This is a genomic window from Kluyvera georgiana ATCC 51603, from assembly GCF_001654985.1.
GTDB classification, from domain to species: Bacteria; Pseudomonadota; Gammaproteobacteria; order Enterobacterales; family Enterobacteriaceae; genus Kluyvera; species Kluyvera georgiana.
The window spans coordinates 18660-40501 of record NZ_LXEU01000010.1; the positions used below are offsets into that span (position 1 = coordinate 18660).

Here is a 21842-nt window from a genome sequence, read left to right on the forward strand (position 1 = left end):
TTGATATTTATCCGTATTCGTTAAATGGTTGAAAATAAATATTTCCTTTGTATCAATCAGATAAGTCGGCTTTGTCGAGATTTCACTGGTATGACATCCATGAAAAATTTACACTTCCCGACAATACCTATGTTGAGGATAGTGCGTGGAAAGGTTTGATGCCATTGTAGTGGGTGCCGGAGCGGCAGGAATGTTTTGTGCAGCCATGGCCGGGCAGGCAGGCCGCCGCGTGTTGCTGTTGGATAACGGTAAAAAACCGGGGCGTAAAATCCTGATGTCCGGCGGTGGCCGCTGTAATTTTACTAACCTTTATGTCGAACCCGCGGCCTATCTCAGCCAAAACCCGCATTTTTGTAAATCTGCCCTCGCGCGTTATACCCAGTGGGACTTTATCGACATGGTCGGCAAGCACGGCATTGCCTGGCATGAAAAGACCCTCGGTCAACTCTTCTGCGATGATTCTGCCGAGCAGATTGTTGCAATGCTGGTGGCGGAATGCGAGAAGGGCAACGTCACGATGCGTCTGCGCAGCGAAATCCTCAGCGTCGCCCGCGACGAGCAGGGCTACACCTTACAGCTCAACGGCGATACTGTGGCGGCCGATAAACTGGTGATCGCCAGCGGCGGCCTGTCGATGCCGGGGCTGGGCGCTTCGCCTTTCGGCTACAAAATTGCCGAACAGTTCGGTCTGAAGGTGCTGCCGACTCGCGCCGGGCTGGTGCCGTTCACTCTGCATAAGCCGATGCTGGAGCAGTTTCAGGTGTTGTCCGGCGTCTCCGTCCCGTCGGTGATTACCGCTGAAGACGGCACGGTGTTCCGCGAAAGTCTGCTTTTCACCCACCGCGGCCTGTCTGGCCCGGCAGTGCTGCAAATTTCGAGCTATTGGCAGGCAGGCGAATTCGTCACCATCAATCTGCTGCCGGACATCGAACTCGCGGACTTCCTTGATGCGCAGCGCGCCGAGCACCCGAACCAGAGCCTGAAAAATACGCTGGCGATGCAGCTGCCGAAGCGTCTGGTTGAGTGTCTGCAACAGCTGGGCCAGGTCCCTGACGTGACCCTCAAGCAGCTTAACGTGCGCGAGCAACAGACGCTGGTTGAGACGCTGACAAACTGGCGCGTTCAGCCGAACGGCACCGAAGGCTACCGTACGGCGGAAGTAACCCTCGGCGGTGTGGACACCAACGAGCTCTCTTCGCGCACCATGGAAGCAAAGAAAGCGCCGGGTCTGTACTTTATCGGCGAAGTGATGGACGTCACCGGCTGGCTGGGGGGCTATAACTTCCAGTGGGCGTGGTCGAGCGCCTGGGCTTGTGCGCAGGCGCTGGCGGAGTAAACGTATTAATGCTGCTGGCTAAACAGCTTCAGCAGCATCTCCACCTGTTCGTCGAGCGGGGCTAAATCTCGTTTGACGATCAAATGCAGCGGCGTTGCGCGGCGTACGCCATGATTTAGCGGCAGCGGCTTTAATATTCCCTGCGCCAGCTCCTCCTGGATTCTCTCTTCCGGCAGCCAGCCATACCCCACCTGATACAGCACGGCATCAATGGCGGCGTCAATCGTCGAGAAGGTCCACGCATCGTGCGTCTCCTGCCGGCTGCTATCGCTGTCGGCAATGCGGATCAGCGGCCAGGGGCGCAACTCTTCATCGCTAAGCGGGCCTGCCTGCTGAAATAGAGGATGATCCCGATGCGCGACGGCGACAAAATCGATATTCATCAACCATTCCCCGCGTCCGGTAATATCCTGACGGCGCGTAAGCACCATCACGTCCGCTTCTGCCTGCACGTTGTCGGTGTCGTTGGCGTTCTCCAGCACCTCGGTTAGCCGTACCTGCGTTTGCGGGTAGCGCTGCTGAAACTGGCGCAGAATGGCGAACAGTCTCTGGCGCGGGAAAATGCTGTCGACCACCAAATCCAGCCGCGTGCGCGTGCCTTCACGTAGCGTGGCGGCCCGGCTTTCTACCCAGGCAAAGGCTTTGAGCAACGGTTTCACCTGGCCCAGCAGCAGCTCGCCCGCCGGGGTCAGTACCGCGCGACGCCCTTCGGGGACCAGCAAGGCCACACCCAGCCGCTCCTGCAGTAGCGACAGGTTATAGCTGACCGAAGACTGGCTGCGGTGCGTCTCCTCCGCGGCTTTCGCAAAACTGCCTAGTTCGACTACCTTTTCCAGTAGCGCCCACTGTTCAAGGGTGGTTTTGTGCATGATTGATTTAAAAATTAGATGAATTTAATCCAAACATAGCGTTATTCATTTATTTTTTAAAGCAATATGATCTCTGCATCGACACAAGGAGATTTGATTATGAGCAACTTTGATAAACATGACTTGAGCGGCTTCGTGGGTAAACATCTGGTCTACACCTATGACAACGGCTGGAACTACGAAATTTATGTGAAAAACGATAACACTCTGGATTACCGTATCCACAGCGGTATCGTGGCGAATCGTTGGGTCAAAGACCAGCAGGCCTACATCGTCCGTGTGGGTGAGAGCGTGTATAAAATTTCCTGGACCGAACCGACCGGTACCGATGTCAGCCTGATTGTGAACCTGGGCGACAAACTGTTCCATGGCACCATTTTCTTCCCGCGTTGGGTTATCAACAATCCGGAAAAAACCGTCTGCTTCCAGAACGATCACATCCCGCTGATGAATTCATATCGCGATGCCGGCCCGGCGTATCCGACTGAAGTGATTGATGAATTCGCTACCATTACCTTCGTTCGCGATTGTGGGGCGAATAACGATAGCGTGATTGATTGCGCTGCCAGTGAATTACCGAAAGATTTCCCGGCGAATTTACGCTAAGTATTAATACCGACCCGAATGTTGTTTATTACACTAATATTCAACGAAGGTTAATTTATTCTGATTATAAATCCTTTGTTGAGTGAACGTTGAATAATGTGAATCAGCGCCCAGTTACGATGTAATCTGGGCGCTTTTTACATACAAATCATATGAATTAATAGATGTTTAATCTATTGATTTTGTTTAGTTAGTATTTATTGTGCCCCTCTCTACAAGTTTCTTAATCTTATCCTAAGATAACATTGATACTTTTACCGTCATCGAATGTTGTCGGTTTGAATATCACGTTATCCATTGCTGTTTTTAAACAAAAACAACGCTCGAATCATTGATTGATGAGCCAGCTTCGCTCATTTGAGTAATAGGGTAAGGAACATTCATGAGTGATTTTCTGCCGTTTTCCCGCCCTTCTATGGGTGAGGCGGAGTTCGCGGCGCTCAAAGAAGTGCTGCAATCCGGTTGGATCACCACCGGGCCAAAAAATCAGGCGCTGGAAGAAGCGTTCTGCTCGCTAACGGGGAACCGTTTTTCGATCGCCGTCAGTTCGGCAACCGGCGGTATGCACGTCACGCTGATGGCGCTGGGTATTGGCCCGGGCGATGAAGTCATCACCCCTTCTCAAACCTGGGTTTCGACGCTGAATATGATCGTCCTGCTGGGGGCAACTCCGGTAATGATCGATGTCGATCGCGACAACCTGATGGTGACCCCTGAAGCGATTGAAGCCGCCATAACTCCGCGTACCAAAGCTATTATTCCCGTGCACTACGCGGGCGCGCCTGCGGATATTGACGGCATTCGCGCAGTGGCGGAGCGTCATGGCATCCCGGTGATTGAAGACGCGGCGCATGCGGCGGGCACCTACTATAAGGGCCAGCATGTGGGCGCGCAGGGAACGGCGATTTTCTCCTTCCATGCCATTAAAAACATGACCAGCGCCGAGGGCGGGCTGATTGTCACCGACGATGAACAGCTGGCCAACCGCATTCGCAGCCTGAAATTCCACGGTCTGGGCGTTGATGCCTACGATCGCCAGACCCACGGCCGTGCGCCGCAGGCGGAGGTGATTAGCCCTGGATTCAAATATAACCTCGCCGATATTAACGCCGCGCTGGCGCTGGTACAGCTGGGCAAACTAGGTCAGGCCAACCAGCGTCGCAGTGAGATAGCCCAGCGCTATGTGCGTGAACTGGCGGATACGCCTTTTCAGCCGCTGGCCGTGCCGAGCTGGCCGCATCTGCACGCCTGGCATCTGTTTATTATTCGCGTGGACGAACAGCGCTGCGGCATCAGCCGTGATGCGCTGATGGAACAACTCAAGGCGCAAGGTATTGGCACCGGGCTGCACTTCCGTGCGGCGCATACGCAGAAATACTACCGCGAGCGATTCCCTGAACTCTCGCTGCCGAATACCGAATGGAACAGCGCACGTATCTGTTCATTACCTCTTTTCCCGGACATGACCGATGACGACACCACCCGTGTCATTACGGCGCTCCATCAGTTAGCAGGCCGTTGATATGTTTGAGTATCCGTTAGTTAAAAAAGTCTCCGTCGTGATACCGGTCTACAACGAGCAGGACAGCCTGCCGGAACTGATCCGTCGTACCGATGCTGCCTGCGCGACCCTGAATCGTGACTATGAAATCCTGTTGGTCGATGACGGCAGCAGCGACGACTCCGCGCGCATGTTGGTTGAAGCGGCAGAAGCACCGGAAAGCCACGTTGTGGCGGTGCTGTTGAACCGCAACTACGGCCAGCATTCGGCGATTATGGCGGGCTTTAGTCACGTTACCGGCGATCTGATCATCACCCTCGATGCTGACCTGCAAAACCCGCCGGAAGAGATCCCACGGCTGGTTGAAAAAGCGGACGAAGGCTACGACGTGGTCGGCACCGTGCGCCAGAATCGTCAGGACAGCATCTTCCGTAAAACGGCCTCGAAGATGATCAACCGCCTGATTCAGCGCACCACCGGTAAAGCGATGGGCGACTATGGCTGCATGTTGCGCGCCTATCGCCGCCATATTGTTGACGCCATGCTCAACTGCCATGAGCGCAGCACCTTTATTCCTATTCTGGCGAATACCTTTGCCCGCCGCGCCGTGGAAATTCCGGTGCTGCACGCCGAGCGCGAGTTCGGTGACTCAAAATACAGCTTTATGCGCCTGATTAACCTGATGTACGACCTGGTGACCTGCTTAACCACCACGCCGCTGCGTCTGTTAAGCGTGGTCGGCAGCGTGATTGCGGTGCTGGGCTTTGCCTTCTCCATTCTGCTGGTCGTGCTGCGCCTGGTGCTTGGTCCGGAATGGGCGGGGGACGGCGTGTTCATGCTATTCGCCATTCTGTTCATGTTTATCGGCGCCCAGTTTATCGGCATGGGCCTGCTTGGGGAGTATATCGGCCGCATCTATAACGACGTGCGTGCCCGCCCCCGCTACTTTATTCAACGTGTTGTTCGCCAGGAAAATCTGGATTCTGAAGAGGAAAATCGTTAATGAAAGCTGTTGTATTTGCCTATCACGACATGGGTTGCACCGGTATTCAGGCACTGCTGGACGCCGGATACGACATCGAGGCGATCTTCACTCACCCGGACAACGCGGGTGAGAATAACTTCTTTGGCTCCGTTGCCCGCCTGGCGGCTGAGCAGGGTATTACCGTTTACGCGCCGGAAGACGTCAACCACCCGCTGTGGGTGGATCGTATCCGCACGATGGCGCCGGAAGTGATTTTCTCCTTCTATTACCGCAACTTGCTGTGCGACGAAATCCTCAGCCTGGCGCCGAAAGGGGCGTTCAACCTGCACGGTTCGCTGCTGCCGAAATACCGTGGCCGCGCGCCGCTGAACTGGGTGCTGGTGAACGGTGAGAAAGAAACCGGCGTGACGCTGCACCGTATGACCAGCCGCGCGGATGCGGGCGATATTGTGGCCCAGCAGAGCGTGGCGATTGCTGACTCTGATGTGGCGCTGACGCTGCACCGCAAGCTGTGCGCGGCCTCCCAGACGCTGCTCGGCGATGCGCTGGCGAAAATTCGCAGCGGCCAGGCTGACGAGCGTGTGCAGGATCATTCTCAGGCGACCTACGTCGGTCGTCGTACCCCGGAAGATGGCCGCCTGGAGTGGGAAAAACCGGCGCAGGCGCTGCATAACCTGGTGCGTGCGGTGAGCGATCCGTGGCCGGGTGCGTTTGGCTATGTTGGCACGAACAAATTTATCGTCTGGAAATCTCGTGTGCGTACCGACATGGAAGCCGCGAAGCCGGGTACCGTACTGTCCGTAGCGCCGCTGGTGGTTGCCTGCGGTGAAGGCGCGCTGGAAATCGTTACCGGTCAGAGCGCTAACGGCGTGTACATGCAGGGCGCTCAGCTGGCGCCGGCGCTGGGTCTGGTGGCGGGCGCGTTGCTCTCCAGCCGTCCGTTTGTGGCGGTGAAGCGCCGTACCCGCGTGCTGATTCTGGGCGTGAACGGCTTTATTGGAAACCACCTGACCGAGCGTCTGCTGGCGGATGACAACTACGAGATTTATGGCCTGGATATCGGCTCTGACGCCATCAGCCGCTTCCTGGACTGCCCACGCTTCCACTTTGTGGAAGGCGACATCAGCATCCACTCAGAGTGGATCGAATACCACATTAAGAAATGCGACGTGGTGCTGCCGCTGGTGGCGATTGCGACGCCTATCGAATACACCCGTAACCCGCTGCGCGTGTTCGAACTGGACTTTGAAGAAAACCTGAAGATCATCCGCGACTGTGTGAAGTACAACAAGCGCATCATCTTCCCGTCCACCTCCGAAGTGTACGGCATGTGTACCGATGCCAACTTTGATGAAGATAACTCTAACCTGGTGGTAGGGCCGATCAACAAGCAGCGCTGGATCTACTCAGTTTCCAAACAGCTGTTGGATCGCGTGATTTGGGCCTACGGGGATAAAACCGGCCTCAAGTTTACCCTGTTCCGTCCGTTTAACTGGATGGGGCCGCGTCTGGATAACCTGAACGCCGCGCGCATCGGCAGCTCCCGTGCTATCACCCAGCTGATCCTCAACCTGGTGGAAGGCTCGCCAATCAAGCTGATCGAAGGCGGCAAACAAAAACGCTGCTTTACCGACATCAGCGACGGTATCGAAGCGCTGTTCCGCATCATTGAAAACAAAGACGGCCGCTGCGATGGGCAGATTATCAACATCGGTAATCCGGACAACGAAGCGAGCATTAAAGAGCTGGCGGAAATGCTGCTCGACTGCTTCGAACGTCACCCACTGCGCGACCGCTTCCCGCCGTTTGCCGGCTTCCGTGAAGTGGAAAGCAGCGACTACTACGGCAAAGGTTATCAGGACGTTGAGCACCGTAAGCCGAGCATTCGCAACGCGAAACGCTGCCTGGACTGGCAGCCGACGGTTGAGATGCAGCAGACGGTAGAAGAGACGCTGGACTTCTTCCTGCGCACGGTAGAGCTGACGGACGAAAAACCATCATGAAAAAAGTAGGTTTGCGCGTTGATGTCGACACCTTTCGCGGTACCCGCGAAGGGGTGCCACGGCTCATGGCGGTGCTGAAAAAGCACCGCGTGCAGGCCAGTTTTTTCTTCAGCGTCGGGCCGGATAACATGGGGCGCCACCTGTGGCGCCTGGTAAAGCCGAAGTTCTTGTGGAAGATGCTGCGCTCACGCGCGGCATCGCTGTATGGCTGGGACATTCTGCTGGCCGGGACGGCGTGGCCGGGGCGTCTTATTGGCGAAGCCAACGCAGAGATTATCCGCAGCGTCGCGCAGGCGCATGAAGTGGGGCTGCATGCCTGGGATCATCACCGCTGGCAGCAGTGGAGCGGCATGTGGAACGAGCAGCAGCTGATTGACGAAATTGGCCGCGGCCTGTCCGCGCTGGAGACGATTATTGGTCATCCGGTCACCTGTTCGGCGGTGGCGGGCTGGCGCGCTGACCAGCGCGTGGTGAAGGCGAAAGAGTCTTTTGAATTTCTCTACAACAGCGACTGCCGCGGCACGCAGCCGTTCATTCCGCAGCTCAGTAACGGCGAGATGGCTACCGTACAGATCCCCGTCACTCTGCCCACCTGGGATGAAGTTGTCGGTAGCGTGGTCAGTGCGGAAGGCTTCAATCGTTGGTTGCTGGAGCGTATTCGCCAGGATACCGGTACGCCGGTGTACACCATCCATGCCGAGGTGGAAGGGGGCGCCTACGCCGAACAGTTTGACTATCTGCTGACCCTTGCGGCACAGCAGGAAATTCGTTTTTGCCCGCTAGGCCAGCTTCTCCCGGATGACTTCCGTCAGTTGCCGGTTGGGAAGGTGGTGCGCGGAGAAATCGCCGGTCGTGAAGGCTGGCTAGGCTGCCAACAACTCTTGAGCTCAGACGTATGAAATCCCTTCGCTATGGTATTTCGTTAGCTGCATTGTTTGTTCTGTACTACCTGGTTCCGCTTAACTTCCGGCTGCTGTGGCAGCCGGACGAAACTCGCTATGCCGAAATCAGCCGTGAAATGCTGGCAACCGGTGATTGGGTGGTGCCGCATTTCCTGGGGCTACGCTATTTCGAAAAGCCGATTGCCGGTTACTGGATTAACAGTATCGGGCAGTGGCTGTTTGGCCACAATAACTTCGCAGTACGCTTTGGCGCGGTGTTTTCTATCACCGTCTCCGCGCTGCTGGTGGTCTGGCTGGCGTGGAAAATCTGGCAGGATCGCAAAGTAGCGCTGCTCTCCGGTGCTATCTTCTTAACTGCGTTTCTGGTCTACGGGATTGGTACCTACGCGGTGCTCGACCCGATGATCACCCTGTGGATGACGCTTGCCATGTGCAGCTTCTGGCTGGCGGCGCAGGCGAAGACCACCGGCGAGCGCTTCTGGGGTTACGTGCTGCTGGGCGTAGCCTGCGGTATGGGCGTCATGACCAAAGGCTTCCTCGCGCTAGCGGTACCGGTAATCGGCGTGTTGCCGTGGGTGATTGCGCAGAAACGCTGGCGGGAAGTGTTGGTCTGGGGCTGGCTGTCGGTACTGGTTTGCGTGCTGACCGTGCTGCCGTGGGGGATGGCCATTGCCGCACGGGAGAGCGACTTCTGGCGCTACTTCTTCTGGGTTGAGCATATTCAACGTTTTGCCCAGAGCGACGCGCAGCACAAAGCGCCGTTCTGGTACTACCTGCCGTTCCTGGTCGCGGGAAGTCTGCCGTGGCTGGCGCTGCTGCCTGGTGCGTTCAGGCGCGGCTGGCAGGAGCGGGAAGGGCTACGCGGCGCATTTTATCTGCTGGGCTGGGTGGTGATGCCGTTCCTGTTCTTCAGTATTGCTAAGGGCAAGCTGCCGACCTATATCCTGCCGTGCTTCGCGCCGCTGGCGATACTGATGGCGCGCTATGCGGTTGAGGCGGCAAAAGTCGGTTCGAAAGCGCTGCGGGTGAACGGCATCATCAACATCATCTTCGGCGTTGTGGGCCTGGTAGCGGTCGCGGTAGTCTCACCGTGGGGGCCGATGAAACATCCGGTCTGGATGCAGATTGAGCTCTATAAATGCGTGCTGGCGGCAGTGGCCTTCTTCTTCTGGGCGCTGATGGGCTGGGTATCGATTAAGCAGGGGGCACAGCGTTGGCAGCTGGCCGCGCTCTGCCCGCTGGGGCTGGCGCTGCTGGTGGGGATGGCGATCCCCGATCGCGTGACCAACAGCAAGCAGCCGCAATTCCTGGTGGATATTGTTAGCGAGTCGCTGGCGCCGAGCCGCTATGTGCTGAGCAACAGCGTCGGCGTAGCTGCCGGGCTGGCCTGGGAGCTGAAGCGCAGCGATGTGATGCTGTACGGCCAGCAGGGCGAGCTGAAGTATGGGCTCTCTTACCCTGACGCGAAAAACAGCTTCGTCTCTACCGAAGCGTTCCCTCAGTGGTTGGCGGAACATCGTCAGGAAGGGCCAATCTCGCTGGTGTTATTGCTCTCTCGTGACGTACAGTTAGCCGAACTGCCGCTGCCAAAACCGGATGAGGTGTACGTCATGGGCCGCACCGTCTTTATTCAGTACCGCCCGCAATGATCACGTGGGCCTGCCTGCTGCTCGCCAGCCTGTTGAGCTGTGGCGGGCAGCTATGCCAGAAACAGGCGACTCGCCCTGCCCGTAAAGGGCAGCGCGGGCGTCATCTGCTGACCTGGCTTGGGCTGGCGCTGGCGCTGCTTGGGCTGGGCATGCTGCTGTGGCTGCTGGTGCTCCAGCAGATTCCGGTGAGCGTGGCCTACCCGATGCTGAGCCTGAATTTTGTTTGGGTGACGCTGGCCGCACGTCTCATCTGGCGCGAGCCGGTGAGCCGCCGCCATTGGGCCGGTGTAGCGCTGATTATCGTCGGCATTGCGTTATTGGGGAGCAGCGCTTAATGGGGCTTATCTGGGCACTAATGAGCGTCGCGCTGGTGAGTGCCGCGCAGCTGACGCTGCGTGCGGCGATGACGACGCTACCGTCGGCGCAGCAACCGCTGGCTTTTTTGCTGCATCTTCTGCATTTTGAAACCGGCACGCTGGCGCTGCTGCTGGGTCTACTGGGCTACGTGGCCTCTATGGCCTGCTGGTTCTTCGCCCTGAAGCGCCTTCCGCTGGCGAAAGCCTACGCGCTGCTGAGCCTGAGCTACATGGTGGTATGGCTTGCCGCGATTCTGCTGCCCGGCTGGCATGAACCCTTCTCATGGCGCGGCCTGCTGGGGGTTATTGTTATTATCGCCGGCGTCATTACCATCTTCTGGCCAAACAAACCGACACCTCACCGGTAGTCCGAATCGGGTAATGCCGTCTTCCCGGCGACAAAATGTGCAATAATGCCATTTCTGTTGCATCTATAAGGGATTATCTATGCCTGCGGCCGACGCCGAGGCGCAGCTTAGCGGCCTGCGCCTCAATTTGCGTATTGTCTCCGTCGTGATTTTCAATTTCGCCAGCTATCTCACCATTGGCCTGCCGCTGGCGGTGCTGCCCGGTTATGTTCATGATGTGATGGGGTTTAGCGCCTTCTGGGCCGGTCTGGTTATCAGCCTGCAATACTTCGCCACCCTGCTGAGTCGCCCTCACGCCGGGCGTTATGCCGACCAACTCGGGCCGAAAAAAATCGTTGTCTTTGGCCTTTGCGGCTGCTTCCTGAGTGGGCTGAGCTATTTGCTGGCGGCGTTTGGCGGTGGCTGGCCGTTGATAAGCCTGGCGTTGCTGTGTCTGGGGCGCGTGATCCTCGGTATCGGGCAGAGCTTTGCCGGTACCGGGTCGACGCTGTGGGGCGTTGGCGTCGTCGGGTCGCCGCATATTGGCCGGGTGATCTCCTGGAACGGTATCGTCACCTACGGCGCGATGGCGATGGGCGCGCCGCTGGGCGCGCCGCTGGGCGTGCTGTGCTATCGCTATATTGGCCTGCAGGGGCTGGCGCTGGCGATTATGGCCGTGGCCGCCGTGGCGATTCTGGCGGCGCTGCCTCGCGATGAAGTTAAAGCGAAAAAGGGCAAACCGATGTCCTTTCGGGCGGTGCTCGGGCGCGTCTGGCCCTACGGTATGGCGTTGGCGCTGGCCTCCGCAGGATTTGGCGTGATTGCCACCTTCATCACCCTGTTTTATGACGCCAAAGGTTGGGATGGTGCAGCGTTTGCGCTTACGTTGTTCAGCTGTGCTTTTGTGGGTACCCGCCTGTTATTCCCCAACGGTATTAACCGTCTGGGCGGCCTGAATGTCGCGATGATCTGTTTTGCCGTTGAGGTGATGGGGCTACTGCTGGTGGGTATTGCGATGACGCCAATGATGGCGAAGGTAGGCACCTTCCTGGCGGGCGCGGGCTTTTCGCTGGTGTTCCCGGCGCTGGGCGTGGTGGCGGTGAAAGCCGTGCCGCAGCAAAATCAGGGATCGGCGCTGGCGACCTATACCGTATTTATGGATTTATCGTTGGGCATCACCGGGCCGCTGGCCGGGCTGATGATGGCATGGATGGGCGTGTCGACCATCTATCTGGCGGCGGCGGGGCTGGTGGCGATAGCGCTGCTGCTCGGCTGGCGGCTAAAAAAACGGCCTCTCGCGTGAGTACGCCAGAGGCCGTGAGATCATCAAGCGAAATTAGTTGATGACCAGCGTATTAATGATTTTCTCAGCGTCAGCCTGCGCCTGTTGCTGGTTGTCTGCTGGCAGCGTCACCTGCAGGGTCAGCAGTTTGTTGTCGATTTTGCCCAGCACCACGGAGGAGTAAGCCGTCTGCCCTTTGGCAGAGATGATGCTATCAAGCTGCTGCAGCGTGTGGCCTTTCATCTCGATGGATTTGTTGGTCACCACCTGTAGCTGCGGGTCGCGGCTATGCTGCTGCTCTTCCAGACGATTCGCCAGTACGGAGAGCTCTTCATTGGTGCTATCGCCAACGATAACAATGATCGCTTTCTGACCGGTGGCATCCGAGTAGACGTGCATATTGTTGCTCTGGGTGCCCAGTTTACCGCTCTGGTCGGTCATCCCGGCAGGCAGCGTGAAGCTCAGCTTGCCGTCCAGCAGGTTAATCGACTGACCCGCAGCATCGCTGGCGGCTGCCGAACCCTGTGCCGGAGTGCTGGTATCGCTGTTGTCGCAGGCGGCAAGCCCCATCACCAGCAGACCAATACCAACATATTTCACCAATTTGCGCATTGACTTCTTCCTTTCGCTAAATAGCCATAAACGGCTCATCCGCTTATCTTAACACAACCCGTCAAATGAACCTTTAACCTGGCTGCATTGCTGACAAATCAGATTTATCTGCCAGCCTTTTCAATAGCATATTCAGCAGTACGCCGTACATCGGCAGGAAGAAAATAATGCTGATAAGCACTTTAAAGCTGTAGTCGACGAGGGCGATTTCCACCCAGTGGTCGGCCATAAACGGGTCGGTGCTGCGCCAGAAGGCAATGAAGAAGAACGCCAGCGTGTCGCTGATGTTGCCGAACAGCGTGGAAGCCGTCGGCGCAAGCCACCAGCGACGGTTCTGACGCAGGCGGTTGAACACGTGAACGTCGAGGATCTGCCCCAGCGCATAGGCCATAAAGCTCGCGGCGGCGATACGGGCGACGAACAGGTTAAAGTGCGCCAGCGCGCCAAAGCCCTGCCATTGGCCCATGTAAAACAGCGACGAAATCACGTAGGAAATCATCAACGCGGGGATCATCACCGCAAAGACAATACGTCGAGCCAGCGGTGCGCCAAAAATACGCACGGTGAGATCGGTCGCGAGGAAGATAAACGGAAAGCTAAACGCGCCCCAGGTGGTGTGGAAGCCGAAAATCGTTACCGGCAGCTGCACCAGATAGTTGCTGGAGGTGATCACCAGCAGATGGAATAGCGATAGCCAAACCAGCGCATGACGGCGCTGTATGGAGGTAAAGAGAGTCATATTGTACCTTTTTAGCGGTGGGGTGAGGGAACCCAATAATCTGCAAACCCATTGCAGGGGCGGAATGATACTGCTTTCGTGCGTCATTGCAATGGTTGTTTTTCACGCAATCGTTAACCTGGTTGCGTCGTCGCGCCGTCGGCGTAAACTAGGCGCGATTTTTATGATGACGAGATGATAATGACCGATTTGTTCTCCAGCCCCGACCATACCTTAGACGCGCAAGGGCTGCGCTGCCCGGAGCCGGTAATGATGGTGCGTAAAACCGTACGCACGATGCCGGTCGGTGAAACGTTGCTGATTATCGCCGACGATCCCGCCACCACGCGCGATATTCCCGGCTTTTGCCGTTTTATGGAGCATGAGCTGATTGCCCAGCAGACCGCGTCGCTGCCGTATCGGTATTTGCTGCGCAAGAGCCATTAATCGCGAAGGCGGCCATACCCGGACTTTTTTCAAACCGTGGCCGCCATTTCCCCTCCCGCTAGCCTGCCTAACCTTGAACTGCCTCTCAGTTTTATTGTTTACCCTGTAAAGCCTCTGGCCAAATTATTGATGTGAATCGCATAATTTCCCCTCATTTCCCTTCCGGCACCGCAAATAACAATGAAAAAATCACTCTTAGCACTTCTGCTTTGCTTAGGTACCTCTACGGCAATGGCTGAACCGGTCAATATCACGATTCTGGGCACTTCCGATCTCCACGGCACCTTCGTTCCCTGGGATTACTCGACGGATACTGAAAATCTGGCGGGCAGCCTGAGCCAGATTGCGACGCAGGTGCGCGAAGTGCGCAGCCAGCAGCCGAACGTCATCCTGGTCGACGCGGGCGACACCATTCAGGGCAACTTTGTCGAAACCTTCAAAAACGACAAAACCAGCCCGATGATCCTCGGTTTTAACGCCCTGGACTATGACGTCTGGGTAATGGGCAACCATGAGTTCGACTTCGGCCTGACGTCGCTGTCAACCTCACTCAACCAGTTTAAAGGCTCGGCGCTGGCAGGGAATATTCTGTGGGACAGCGGTAAACCTTATCTGCCCGCGTATAAAATCATTGAGCGTCAGGGGGTGAAAATCGGCATTATCGGCATGGATACGCCGATGACCGCGGAATTTGCCAAAGGCACCGATCGCGTCAAAGGGCTGAATTTTACCGATCCGGTTCAGGCGGTGAAGCAAACCATCCAGCAGATTCAGGGCGAGGTGGATGCCATCGTGCTGGTGGCGCACATGGGGATCGATAACGAGAACCAGCGGCCGGGAACCGGCGTTGGGGATATTGCGCGCGCCAACCCTGAGCTGGCGGCCATCGTCGCCGGGCACATGCATGTGAAGGTGGATAAAGAGATTATTAATGGCGTTATCGTGACGGAACCGGATAAATATGGCCGCGCCTTGTCGCGTATCGACCTGCAGTTTGAACAGCACAACGGCAAGTATGTGCTGATCAACAAAGACAGTTATACCTACTCTATCAAAGGTATGGCGTCAGACAAGGCGCTGGAAGAGGTCTATCAGCCGTACCATAAAATTCTGCGCGCCAACGCCAATCGGCCGATTGCGCAACTGACTGGCCAGGATCTGGTGCCGCCGGATGCGGTGAAAGGCATTCCGCAGGTCCATATCCAGGATACCGGCATCAGCAAGCTGTATCAGGAAGCCAGTCGTCACTATGCGCCGAAGGCGCAGGTGATTGCGCTGCAAATTGATAACGACCGCCCCAAACTGAATGTGGGCACCATTACGGCGAAAGATATCGCCTTTAACTATCAGTATGCGGGCGGCGAAATCACCGTGTATCAGCTGACCGGCAAAGAGCTGAAAAAGTACATGGAGTGGTCGGCGGGCTATTTCAATCAGTTGCATGATGGTGACGTCACCTACAGCTTTAACCCGCAGCGTCGGGCGTCCAAATATTCCACCAACGACTTCTTCGACGGTGTGACCTACAAGATTGACCTGCGCCAGCCTGTCGGGCAGCGTATTCGCGATTTGCAAATGGCTGATGGTACGCCGGTGACGGACAGCACGCCGATTCGTCTCGGAATGAACAGTTACCGCATGGGTCACCTGACGCAAAAAGGCGGCGCGCTGGAAGGCATGCAGTTCCCGGTGCTGTCGGATAGCAAGGCGGAATATGGCGAAGAGGCGGGCACCATTCGCAATCTGACGATCCGCTACCTGACCGAGGTGAAAAAAGGCCAGTACCAGGGGCAGGCGGTACAGCGCTGGCAGCTGGTTGGGCTGGAAGGCTACGATCGTGAACGTAAGATCGTCGAAAAGCTGCTGAATGACGGCAAAATCAGCGTACCGATGAGCGATGATGGTCGCTATAGCAACGTGGCGTCGTTCAATGTGAAGGGGCTGCTGTTTAACGACCCACAGGCGAAGAAGCAAAAGCAGTCGGCCTTGCAGGCGGAGCTTGCGGCGGCAAGCTCACCGGCAGCGAAGAAATTCGTGAGCGACCAGCTGGTGATTCTTGAGGCGATCAACGAGTAAGCGTTCAGAATGCCCCGGCACTTTGCGCCGAACCGCCTGATGGCGCTACGCTTATCAGGCCTACGGGGTATGTAACCCGTAGGCCGGGTAAGGCGCAGCCGCCACCCAGCACCAAGGGCAGTGCGCCTATTTCCTGCGCAGCAGCCGCAGCGCGTTCAGCGTCACCAGCACCGTCGCCCCGGTATCCGCCAGCACTGCCAGCCACAGCCCGGTCATGCCCAGCAGGGTGGTGACGAGGAAAATCCCCTTCAGCCCCAGCGCAATGGCGATATTCTGCCGCACGTTGGCGTGGGTGGCGCGCGCCAGGCGAATCATCTGCACCAGCCCGGTCAGACGGTTGTGGGTGAGCGCGGCGTCGGCGGTTTCCAGCGCCACGTCGGTCCCGCTGCCCATCGCAATCCCCATTGCCGCCGCCTTCATTGCCGGTGCATCGTTGATGCCATCGCCAACCATCGCCAGCGGACCCTGAGCGTTCAGCGTGGTGACCTCTTTCACCTTATCGGCCGGTAGCAGGTTCGCGCGGTAAGTCATGCCCAGCTCATCGGCAATTGCCTTCGCGGCGCGTGGGTTATCGCCGGTCAGAATGACGCCCTCAATGCCCAGTTCGCGCAAGCCATCTATCGCCTCGCGAGCCTCTTTGCGTACCGTATCGCGCAGCGCCAGAATGCCCAGCAGCGTGTCGTCGCGGGTGACCAGTACAACGGTGTTACCTTCGTTTTCTAACTGCTGAATCTGTGTCTGATAGGCTTCGGCCGGGAATTTCCCTGCGGCGCAGATAACGATGCGCTGACCATCGACCTCCGCTTCAATACCTGAACCGACCCGTGCTCGCTGCGCTTTCGCCTGCGGGATGGCCAAACTCCGCTGTTGCGCCTCACGTACTACCGCCTGTGCTAGCGGATGCGTGGAGCCTTGCTCAACGGATGCCGCGAGTGCCAACAGTGCATCTTCGTTCAGTTCAGTGGTGGTAATAATGCGCGTCACCTGCGGTTTGCCGAGGGTCAGCGTGCCGGTTTTATCAAACGCCATCTGGCGAATCAGACCAAGCTGTTCCAGCGCCGCGCCGCCCTTAATCAGCGCCCCATGGCGCGCGGCGGTGGCGAGGCCAGAGGTAATCGCCGCCGGGGTGGATATCACCAGCGCGCACGGGCAGCCAATCAGCAGCAGGGTCAGCCCTTTGTAGATCCACTCCTCCCACGAGGCGGAGAACAGCAGCGGCGGCACCAGCGTGACCAACAGCGCAATCGCCATAATCACCGGGGTATAGATACGGCTGAAGCGGTCGATAAAGCGCTCGATCGGCGCGCGACGCTCTTCCGCCTCTTCAATCAGGCGCAGGATGCGGTCAATCGCGCTGTCGCCCGGTTTGGAGATGACGCTCAACTGTACCAGACGGTCAGCGCTGGTGGCGCCAGCCGGAACGCTCTCTCCGGCGCTGCGCTCAACGGGAATCGACTCTCCGGTTAAGGCGCTTTCGTCAAAGCTGGCGAAGGGGGTGATCAGCTTGCCGTCAGCCGGCAGTCGGCCACCGGCGGCCACTTCAATCACATCGCCGGGCTGCAAATCTTTCTGCGCTACGGTTTCACGCTGGCCGTCGCGCACGCGCACGGCGGTGTCCGGCTTCAGCGCCATCAGCGCGCTCACGCCCTGACGAGCACGGTTCGCCGCCCAACCTTCCAGCCGTTCACCGATTAAAAACAGCAGCAGCACCATCGCGGCTTCCGCCGTTGCGCCGATAAACAGCGCGCCGATGGCTGCGACGCTCATCAGCGTTTCAATCGCGAACCAGCTGCCGCTTTTCATCAGGCGCAGCGCCTGGCGGGCGATAGGGTATAGCCCAACCAACGTGGTGGCGATAAACGCGAGATTGCCGAAGGGGTGATTGAACTGCTCCAGCCCCCAGCTGATCGCCATCATCACGACCAGCGCAATCAGCGGCAGGTTTTCCTTCAGACGGGATTCCGGAACCTCGGGCTGCGGTTCATCTTCGCTGCGCAGCGTGTAGCCTGCGGCAGCGACCGCTTTTTCCACCTGCGCACGGATATCTTCATCGGCCTCGACCAGCAGTTTTTCGGTGGCAAACAGCACTTTTGCCTGTTTCACCCCGGCGACCTGGCTTGCGGCTGTTTCTACTTTACGGGCGCAGGCGGCGCAGTCCATGCCGTTGACCACCCAGCTATAGCGTGCGTCCAGCGCGCTTTCTGGCGCGGCTTCAGCGGTTGCGCACTGGCTGTCGCAGCAGCAGTCTTCCTGCGGCTGTGGCGCGGGGGCAAGTTTAAATGAGGAGAACTGTGGGGCTTTTTTGCCCTGCGTCTCTGGAGTCGACATTGTATCCTCCGGTTAATGATCGTTGTCTCATTAAGCGCAGCATACACTCTGGAGTCGACTCCAGAGTCAAGCAGGAAATTACAGATAAAGTGCGCGAACGATAAAGAAGTGTCCGGCAAAGTAGCAGGCGGCGTAAATCGCCGTATCGGCGCGGAAGCGGCGGCGATAGTGGCTCACCAGCCAGACCATATTGCCGATAAGCAGCAGCGCCGCGCCGAAGAAGCCGGACATCGCGGTATCGGTTGGCCGCAGGAACCATTGCTCGCCCGCGACCCACACCATCACCAGCGTCATACCGATAAAGGCCAGTACCGGCAGGCGCATCTCCTCCAGCCGCGTCCAGATAACCGCCACCCACAGCGCGCCAATCACCAGCAGCACGATCGGCAGCGGCCAGAAGAAGGTGAAGGTGAGCTGGCTCGTAAACCAGATGGTATACAGCAGATGCGAGAGGAAAAACGCCCCCACGGCGTACAGCATGCGCTGGCGCGGTAGCTGGGTTAACGCATCACCCGCCAGCGCGGCGCACAGGCCTGCAAGCACCAGGTAGCTGATGGCGTTAAACATCGGCGCCTGCCAGGCAAGAAACAGGAGTAAAATGAGCGTGATAGGTTTAAACACCCAGCGTTGCCAGGTGGGGCCACGGTAGGCGGCATCTACATAGAGCCAGCCGGAGAAGAATACGGCGATGAACGACCAAAGCATATTAAGTCCCTGTATCTGTTATCATTAATGGGTACTGTGTAGCCAGTCTTGAATGTCCAGTGTAGTAGTGTGGATGACCAGATGACAATGGCTGACCGCGCCCTTTACTATGATTTGCGTAAATTCTTAAGAGAAACTGAAATGAGCAAAATGCCTCTTTTTTTCATCGTGGTGGTGGCCGTCATCGTGGTAGCAGCCTCGTTTCGCTACGTGCAGCAGCGACGCGAGAAGATGGACAACGACGCCGCGCCGCTGATGCAAAAGCGGGTGGTGGTGAGCAATAAGCGCGAGAAGGTACTGAATGACCGTCGTTCACGTCAGCAGACGGTGACGCCCGCGGGCAGCGAGATGCGCTATGACGTGAGCTTTAAGCCGGAGCAGGGCGGGCTGGAAGTAAGCTTCCGCGTCGAGGCGGCGCAGTATCATCAGTTGACGGTGGGCGACAAAGGCACGCTGAGCTACAAAGGCTCGCGTTTCGTTGAGTTTAAGGCAGACCAGTAAAACGCGGCCTGGTGCATGACCAGGCCGGCTGTCGTTACTTTTTCTTCAGGCTAGCGCCAATTTTTTTCTGCCACACCAGCAGTTCAAACACGCCAAACAGGAAGATGCGAATTTGTTCGCCGCGCGTCATCTGCGGGCCGTCTTTCGGCAGCGTGGATTTCAGCAACGCCATCTGCATACCGTGCATCAGCACCATGAAGATCAGCGCGACGTTGACGAAAATATTCAGCGGACGCGGGAACGGGTGGAACAGGTTCAATAGCAGAAATGCCCACACGCACAGCATCAACAAGCGACCCAGATTAATCAGCATCCTTTTCTCCCTGTACTTCACGTTGGTAGAGACGATAAGCCACCTGACCGGCGATTTTTTCCCGATGCAGATCCCAACTTGCGGGTACCGGCGGCAGGCCGTTTTCGACTTCGCTTTCGACGTAGATTAACGCGTCATTAGCCAGCCAGCCATTGCTCTCCAGTAAGTGTAACGTCTCTTCCAGTAATCCCTTACGAAACGGCGGATCGACAAACACAATATCGTGCGGCGTACCGGTCTGGTTGAGGAATGCGAGCGTATTCGTATTCACCACTTTTCCGTGCGTCGCCTTTAGCGTGGCGAGGTTCTTTTGCAACTGCTGGGCGACCTGACGCTCCATCTCAAGCAGCGTGGCGCTACCCGCGTAGCGAGAGAGGGCTTCCAGCCCCAGCGCGCCGCTGCCGGCAAAGCAGTCCAGGCAACGGGCGTCGACCATCGACGGCGCCAGCCAGTTGAATAAGGTTTCGCGCACCCGGTCGGTGGTGGGGCGCAGTCCCGGACTATCAGGAACAGGGAGTTTACGGCCGCGCCATTGCCCGCCAATAATGCGGATCTGGCCACTGCCGCCGGAAGTTGGTTTTTTCATTTGCTTGCTCTGGTCGCTCTTTCGGCCTGCTATTCTAGCGATCTGCTCTGCCGGGTGAAAGCGGTGAAGCCAGGGAAGTTAAGTGATAGACTAAGCGACTAATTTCATCATTATTTTAGCCTTCGCGTCGATTATGGCGAAGTGGCGCCATCAAAAACAGCGGGGAGTGTGGTTGCAAATGGCAAAAGAAAAAAAACGTGGCTTTTTTTCCTGGCTGGGCTTTGGGCAGAAAGAACAGGATCAGGTTGTTGAATCAGAAGAAAAAATTGAGTCTCAGCCGGTAGAGGAAACGCCTGCTGTTGAACCGGAAATCGTCGCGCAAGAGACCCCGGTCGTAGAAGACGTGCATACGATTGCCGAGAGTGAAGCGTTTGCGGCTGAAGTCGTGGAAGTGACCGAGCAGGTTGCGGAAAGCGAAAAAGAACAGCCGGAAGCGGTTGAGGAAATCGAACCGGTTGCTGAAGCACAGCCGGAAGCGGTCGAAGAAATTGAGTCGGTTGTTGCAGAACAGCCGGAAGCGGTCGAAGAAATCGAGCCGGTTGTTGAAACAGAGCCGGAAGTGGTTGAGGAAATCGAGCCGGTTGTTGAAGTACAGCCGGAAGTGGTCGACGAGGTTCAACCCGAGGTGGTCGAGGAAACCCTCCCGGAGCAGGACGACGCGAGTGAACCTGAGCTGACCGACGAAGAGCTGGAAGCGCAGGCGCTGGCAACGCCGTCTGAAAACGAGATCGTCGAAGAAGAGGCGGCAGTGGAAGACGTGCCTGCCGACGACGCTCAGCAGGAGCAGGAAAAGCCGACCAAAGAAGGCTTCTTCGCGCGCCTGAAACGCAGCCTGCTGAAAACGAAAGAAAATCTCGGTTCCGGATTCATCAGTCTGTTCCGCGGCAAGAAAATCGACGACGATCTGTTTGAAGAGCTGGAAGAACAGCTGCTGATTGCCGACGTCGGTGTGGAAACCACCCGTAAGATCATCAGCAGCTTGACCGATACCGCCAGCCGTAAACAGCTGCGCGACGCGGAAGCGCTGTACGGTCTGCTGAAAGATGAAATGGGTGAAATTCTCGCAAAAGTGGATGAACCGCTTAATATTGAAGGCAAAACGCCATTCGTTATTTTGATGGTCGGCGTCAACGGCGTGGGTAAAACCACCACCATTGGCAAGCTGGCGCGTCAGTTCGAACAGCAGGGGAAAAGCGTGATGCTGGCGGCGGGCGATACCTTCCGCGCGGCGGCGGTTGAGCAGCTCCAGGTGTGGGGCCAGCGCAACAACATTCCGGTGATTGCGCAGCACACCGGCGCAGATTCTGCCTCGGTCATTTTCGATGCCATTCAGGCGGCGAAGGCGCGTAACGTCGACGTACTGATTGCCGACACCGCCGGGCGTTTGCAGAACAAATCGCACCTGATGGAAGAGCTGAAGAAAATTGTCCGCGTGATGAAAAAGCTTGACGTTGATGCGCCGCACGAAGTGATGCTGACCATTGACGCCAGCACCGGGCAGAACGCCATCAGCCAGGCCAAACTGTTCCATGAAGCGGTCGGCCTGACCGGCATTACGTTGACTAAACTCGACGGTACCGCCAAAGGCGGGGTGATATTCTCCGTGGCGGATCGGTTCGGCATTCCGATTCGTTATATCGGCGTCGGCGAGCGTATAGAGGACTTACGTCCGTTTAAAGCGGGCGATTTTATTGAGGCACTTTTTGCCCGAGAGGACTAA

Annotated in this window: 20 protein-coding genes and 1 pseudogene; 14 read left to right on the plus strand and 7 right to left on the minus strand. The window is 57.3% G+C overall.

All coding sequences use genetic code 11. From position 1 onward, the window contains the following. Positions 1-145 precede the first annotated feature (145 nt). Positions 146-1336, plus strand: a complete 1191-nt coding sequence (locus tag M989_RS01925; protein ID WP_074398712.1) for a BaiN/RdsA family NAD(P)/FAD-dependent oxidoreductase — start codon at positions 146-148, stop codon at positions 1334-1336. Positions 1337-1341: 5 nt separating this feature from the next. On the opposite strand, the gene M989_RS01930 is transcribed toward M989_RS01925, so the two are convergent. After that, the gene (locus tag M989_RS01930; RefSeq protein ID WP_064541298.1) at positions 1342-2205 is read right to left on the minus strand and encodes a LysR family transcriptional regulator; all 864 of its coding nucleotides are present in this window, start codon (positions 2203-2205) and stop codon (positions 1342-1344) included. Positions 2206-2304: 99 nt separating this feature from the next. On the opposite strand from M989_RS01930, the gene M989_RS01935 reads away from it, so the two are divergent. The 9 genes and pseudogenes from M989_RS01935 to M989_RS01975 all read left to right on the plus strand — a co-directional run bounded on the left by M989_RS01935 (position 2305) and on the right by M989_RS01975 (position 11898). Then, positions 2305-2811, plus strand: coding sequence for a phenolic acid decarboxylase (locus tag M989_RS01935; RefSeq protein WP_064541301.1), 507 nt, complete (start codon positions 2305-2307; stop codon positions 2809-2811). A gap of 382 nt (positions 2812-3193) precedes the next feature. After that, complete coding sequence (gene arnB / locus M989_RS01940; RefSeq protein ID WP_064541305.1) at positions 3194-4333, plus strand: UDP-4-amino-4-deoxy-L-arabinose aminotransferase; 1140 nt, start codon at positions 3194-3196, stop codon at positions 4331-4333. Between the two features lies 1 nt (position 4334). Further along, positions 4335-5315 (plus strand): undecaprenyl-phosphate 4-deoxy-4-formamido-L-arabinose transferase, encoded by a 981-nt coding sequence (gene arnC, locus M989_RS01945; RefSeq protein WP_064541308.1) that lies wholly within the window; start codon positions 4335-4337, stop codon positions 5313-5315. Continuing rightward, a complete protein-coding gene (arnA, locus tag M989_RS01950) occupies positions 5315-7300 on the plus strand; it encodes a bifunctional UDP-4-amino-4-deoxy-L-arabinose formyltransferase/UDP-glucuronic acid oxidase ArnA (protein WP_064541311.1) in 1986 nt (661 codons plus the stop codon). Before arnC ends, arnA begins: the two co-directional genes overlap by 1 nt. Further along, positions 7297-8199: a 4-deoxy-4-formamido-L-arabinose-phosphoundecaprenol deformylase gene (gene arnD / locus M989_RS01955; protein ID WP_064541314.1), complete on the plus strand. Its 903-nt coding sequence runs from the start codon at positions 7297-7299 to the stop codon at positions 8197-8199. The genes arnA and arnD overlap by 4 nt, the downstream gene beginning before the upstream one ends. Next, entirely contained in the window at positions 8196-9851 is a 1656-nt protein-coding gene (arnT, locus tag M989_RS01960; protein WP_064541317.1) for a lipid IV(A) 4-amino-4-deoxy-L-arabinosyltransferase, read from the plus strand. Before arnD ends, arnT begins: the two co-directional genes overlap by 4 nt. Beyond that, the gene (gene arnE / locus M989_RS01965; protein WP_064541319.1) at positions 9848-10186 is read left to right on the plus strand and encodes a 4-amino-4-deoxy-L-arabinose-phosphoundecaprenol flippase subunit ArnE; all 339 of its coding nucleotides are present in this window, start codon (positions 9848-9850) and stop codon (positions 10184-10186) included. Before arnT ends, arnE begins: the two co-directional genes overlap by 4 nt. Beyond that, positions 10186-10575 carry a 4-amino-4-deoxy-L-arabinose-phosphoundecaprenol flippase subunit ArnF gene (gene arnF / locus M989_RS01970; protein WP_064541321.1) on the plus strand — a complete coding sequence of 130 codons (390 nt, stop codon included), beginning with the start codon at positions 10186-10188 and terminating at the stop codon, positions 10573-10575. Before arnE ends, arnF begins: the two co-directional genes overlap by 1 nt. Before the next feature lie 79 nt (positions 10576-10654). Next, positions 10655-11898: pseudogene (locus M989_RS01975) on the plus strand (MFS transporter). Here M989_RS01975 and M989_RS01980 read toward each other — a convergent pair. Together M989_RS01980 and M989_RS01985 are read right to left on the minus strand one after the other, a co-directional pair. After that, on the minus strand, positions 11891-12448 hold the full coding sequence (locus tag M989_RS01980; RefSeq protein WP_064541327.1) for a DcrB family lipoprotein: 558 nt from the start codon (positions 12446-12448) through the stop codon (positions 11891-11893). The pseudogene M989_RS01975 and the gene M989_RS01980 overlap by 8 nt on opposite strands. 73 nt (positions 12449-12521) lie before the next feature. Continuing rightward, entirely contained in the window at positions 12522-13187 is a 666-nt protein-coding gene (locus M989_RS01985; protein WP_064541330.1) for a 7-cyano-7-deazaguanine/7-aminomethyl-7-deazaguanine transporter, read from the minus strand. Between the two features lie 180 nt (positions 13188-13367). On the opposite strand from M989_RS01985, the gene tusA reads away from it, so the two are divergent. Both tusA and M989_RS01995 read left to right on the plus strand, forming a co-directional pair. Next, the gene (gene tusA / locus M989_RS01990) at positions 13368-13613 is read left to right on the plus strand and encodes a sulfurtransferase TusA (RefSeq protein ID WP_064541333.1); all 246 of its coding nucleotides are present in this window, start codon (positions 13368-13370) and stop codon (positions 13611-13613) included. A 180-nt stretch (positions 13614-13793) separates the two neighbouring features. Further along, positions 13794-15689 carry a bifunctional metallophosphatase/5'-nucleotidase gene (locus tag M989_RS01995; protein ID WP_064541336.1) on the plus strand — a complete coding sequence of 632 codons (1896 nt, stop codon included), beginning with the start codon at positions 13794-13796 and terminating at the stop codon, positions 15687-15689. A 126-nt stretch (positions 15690-15815) separates the two neighbouring features. Here M989_RS01995 and zntA read toward each other — a convergent pair whose 3' ends face one another. Both zntA and M989_RS02005 read right to left on the minus strand, forming a co-directional pair. Then, complete coding sequence (zntA, locus tag M989_RS02000; protein ID WP_064541339.1) at positions 15816-18017, minus strand: Zn(II)/Cd(II)/Pb(II) translocating P-type ATPase ZntA; 2202 nt, start codon at positions 18015-18017, stop codon at positions 15816-15818. Between the two features lie 78 nt (positions 18018-18095). Next, the gene (locus M989_RS02005) at positions 18096-18722 is read right to left on the minus strand and encodes a lysoplasmalogenase (protein ID WP_064541342.1); all 627 of its coding nucleotides are present in this window, start codon (positions 18720-18722) and stop codon (positions 18096-18098) included. Between the two features lie 141 nt (positions 18723-18863). Here M989_RS02005 and M989_RS02010 point away from each other — a divergent pair, with 141 nt between their 5' ends. Continuing rightward, entirely contained in the window at positions 18864-19223 is a 360-nt protein-coding gene (locus M989_RS02010; RefSeq protein ID WP_064541500.1) for a DUF2500 domain-containing protein, read from the plus strand. Positions 19224-19257: 34 nt separating this feature from the next. Here the strand turns inward: M989_RS02010 and M989_RS02015 are convergent, their stop codons facing one another. Both M989_RS02015 and rsmD read right to left on the minus strand, forming a co-directional pair. Beyond that, positions 19258-19536, minus strand: a complete 279-nt coding sequence (locus M989_RS02015; protein WP_064541345.1) for a DUF1145 family protein — start codon at positions 19534-19536, stop codon at positions 19258-19260. Beyond that, entirely contained in the window at positions 19526-20122 is a 597-nt protein-coding gene (rsmD, locus tag M989_RS02020; RefSeq protein WP_064541348.1) for a 16S rRNA (guanine(966)-N(2))-methyltransferase, read from the minus strand. The genes M989_RS02015 and rsmD overlap by 11 nt, the downstream gene beginning before the upstream one ends. A 178-nt stretch (positions 20123-20300) precedes the next feature. On the opposite strand from rsmD, the gene ftsY reads away from it, so the two are divergent. Then, positions 20301-21842, plus strand: coding sequence for a signal recognition particle-docking protein FtsY (gene ftsY / locus M989_RS02025; protein WP_064541352.1), 1542 nt, complete (start codon positions 20301-20303; stop codon positions 21840-21842).

Excerpts from the sequence above, each read along its gene's own strand:
- M989_RS01930 (WP_064541298.1), bottom strand. The coding sequence starts at position 2,205 with ATGCACAAAACCACCCTTGAACAGTGGGCGCTACTGGAAAAGGTAGTC.
- M989_RS01935 (WP_064541301.1), top strand. The coding sequence starts at position 2,305 with ATGAGCAACTTTGATAAACATGACTTGAGCGGCTTCGTGGGTAAACAT.
- arnB (WP_064541305.1), top strand. The coding sequence starts at position 3,194 with ATGAGTGATTTTCTGCCGTTTTCCCGCCCTTCTATGGGTGAGGCGGAG.
- arnC (WP_064541308.1), top strand. The coding sequence starts at position 4,335 with ATGTTTGAGTATCCGTTAGTTAAAAAAGTCTCCGTCGTGATACCGGTC.
- arnA (WP_064541311.1), top strand. The coding sequence starts at position 5,315 with ATGAAAGCTGTTGTATTTGCCTATCACGACATGGGTTGCACCGGTATT.
- arnD (WP_064541314.1), top strand. The coding sequence starts at position 7,297 with ATGAAAAAAGTAGGTTTGCGCGTTGATGTCGACACCTTTCGCGGTACC.
- arnT (WP_064541317.1), top strand. The coding sequence starts at position 8,196 with ATGAAATCCCTTCGCTATGGTATTTCGTTAGCTGCATTGTTTGTTCTG.
- arnE (WP_064541319.1), top strand. The coding sequence starts at position 9,848 with ATGATCACGTGGGCCTGCCTGCTGCTCGCCAGCCTGTTGAGCTGTGGC.
- arnF (WP_064541321.1), top strand. The coding sequence starts at position 10,186 with ATGGGGCTTATCTGGGCACTAATGAGCGTCGCGCTGGTGAGTGCCGCG.
- M989_RS01980 (WP_064541327.1), bottom strand. The coding sequence starts at position 12,448 with ATGCGCAAATTGGTGAAATATGTTGGTATTGGTCTGCTGGTGATGGGG.
- M989_RS01985 (WP_064541330.1), bottom strand. The coding sequence starts at position 13,187 with ATGACTCTCTTTACCTCCATACAGCGCCGTCATGCGCTGGTTTGGCTA.
- tusA (WP_064541333.1), top strand. The coding sequence starts at position 13,368 with ATGACCGATTTGTTCTCCAGCCCCGACCATACCTTAGACGCGCAAGGG.
- M989_RS01995 (WP_064541336.1), top strand. The coding sequence starts at position 13,794 with ATGAAAAAATCACTCTTAGCACTTCTGCTTTGCTTAGGTACCTCTACG.
- zntA (WP_064541339.1), bottom strand. The coding sequence starts at position 18,017 with ATGTCGACTCCAGAGACGCAGGGCAAAAAAGCCCCACAGTTCTCCTCA.
- M989_RS02005 (WP_064541342.1), bottom strand. The coding sequence starts at position 18,722 with ATGCTTTGGTCGTTCATCGCCGTATTCTTCTCCGGCTGGCTCTATGTA.
- M989_RS02010 (WP_064541500.1), top strand. The coding sequence starts at position 18,864 with ATGAGCAAAATGCCTCTTTTTTTCATCGTGGTGGTGGCCGTCATCGTG.
- M989_RS02015 (WP_064541345.1), bottom strand. The coding sequence starts at position 19,536 with ATGCTGATTAATCTGGGTCGCTTGTTGATGCTGTGCGTGTGGGCATTT.
- rsmD (WP_064541348.1), bottom strand. The coding sequence starts at position 20,122 with ATGAAAAAACCAACTTCCGGCGGCAGTGGCCAGATCCGCATTATTGGC.
- ftsY (WP_064541352.1), top strand. The coding sequence starts at position 20,301 with ATGGCAAAAGAAAAAAAACGTGGCTTTTTTTCCTGGCTGGGCTTTGGG.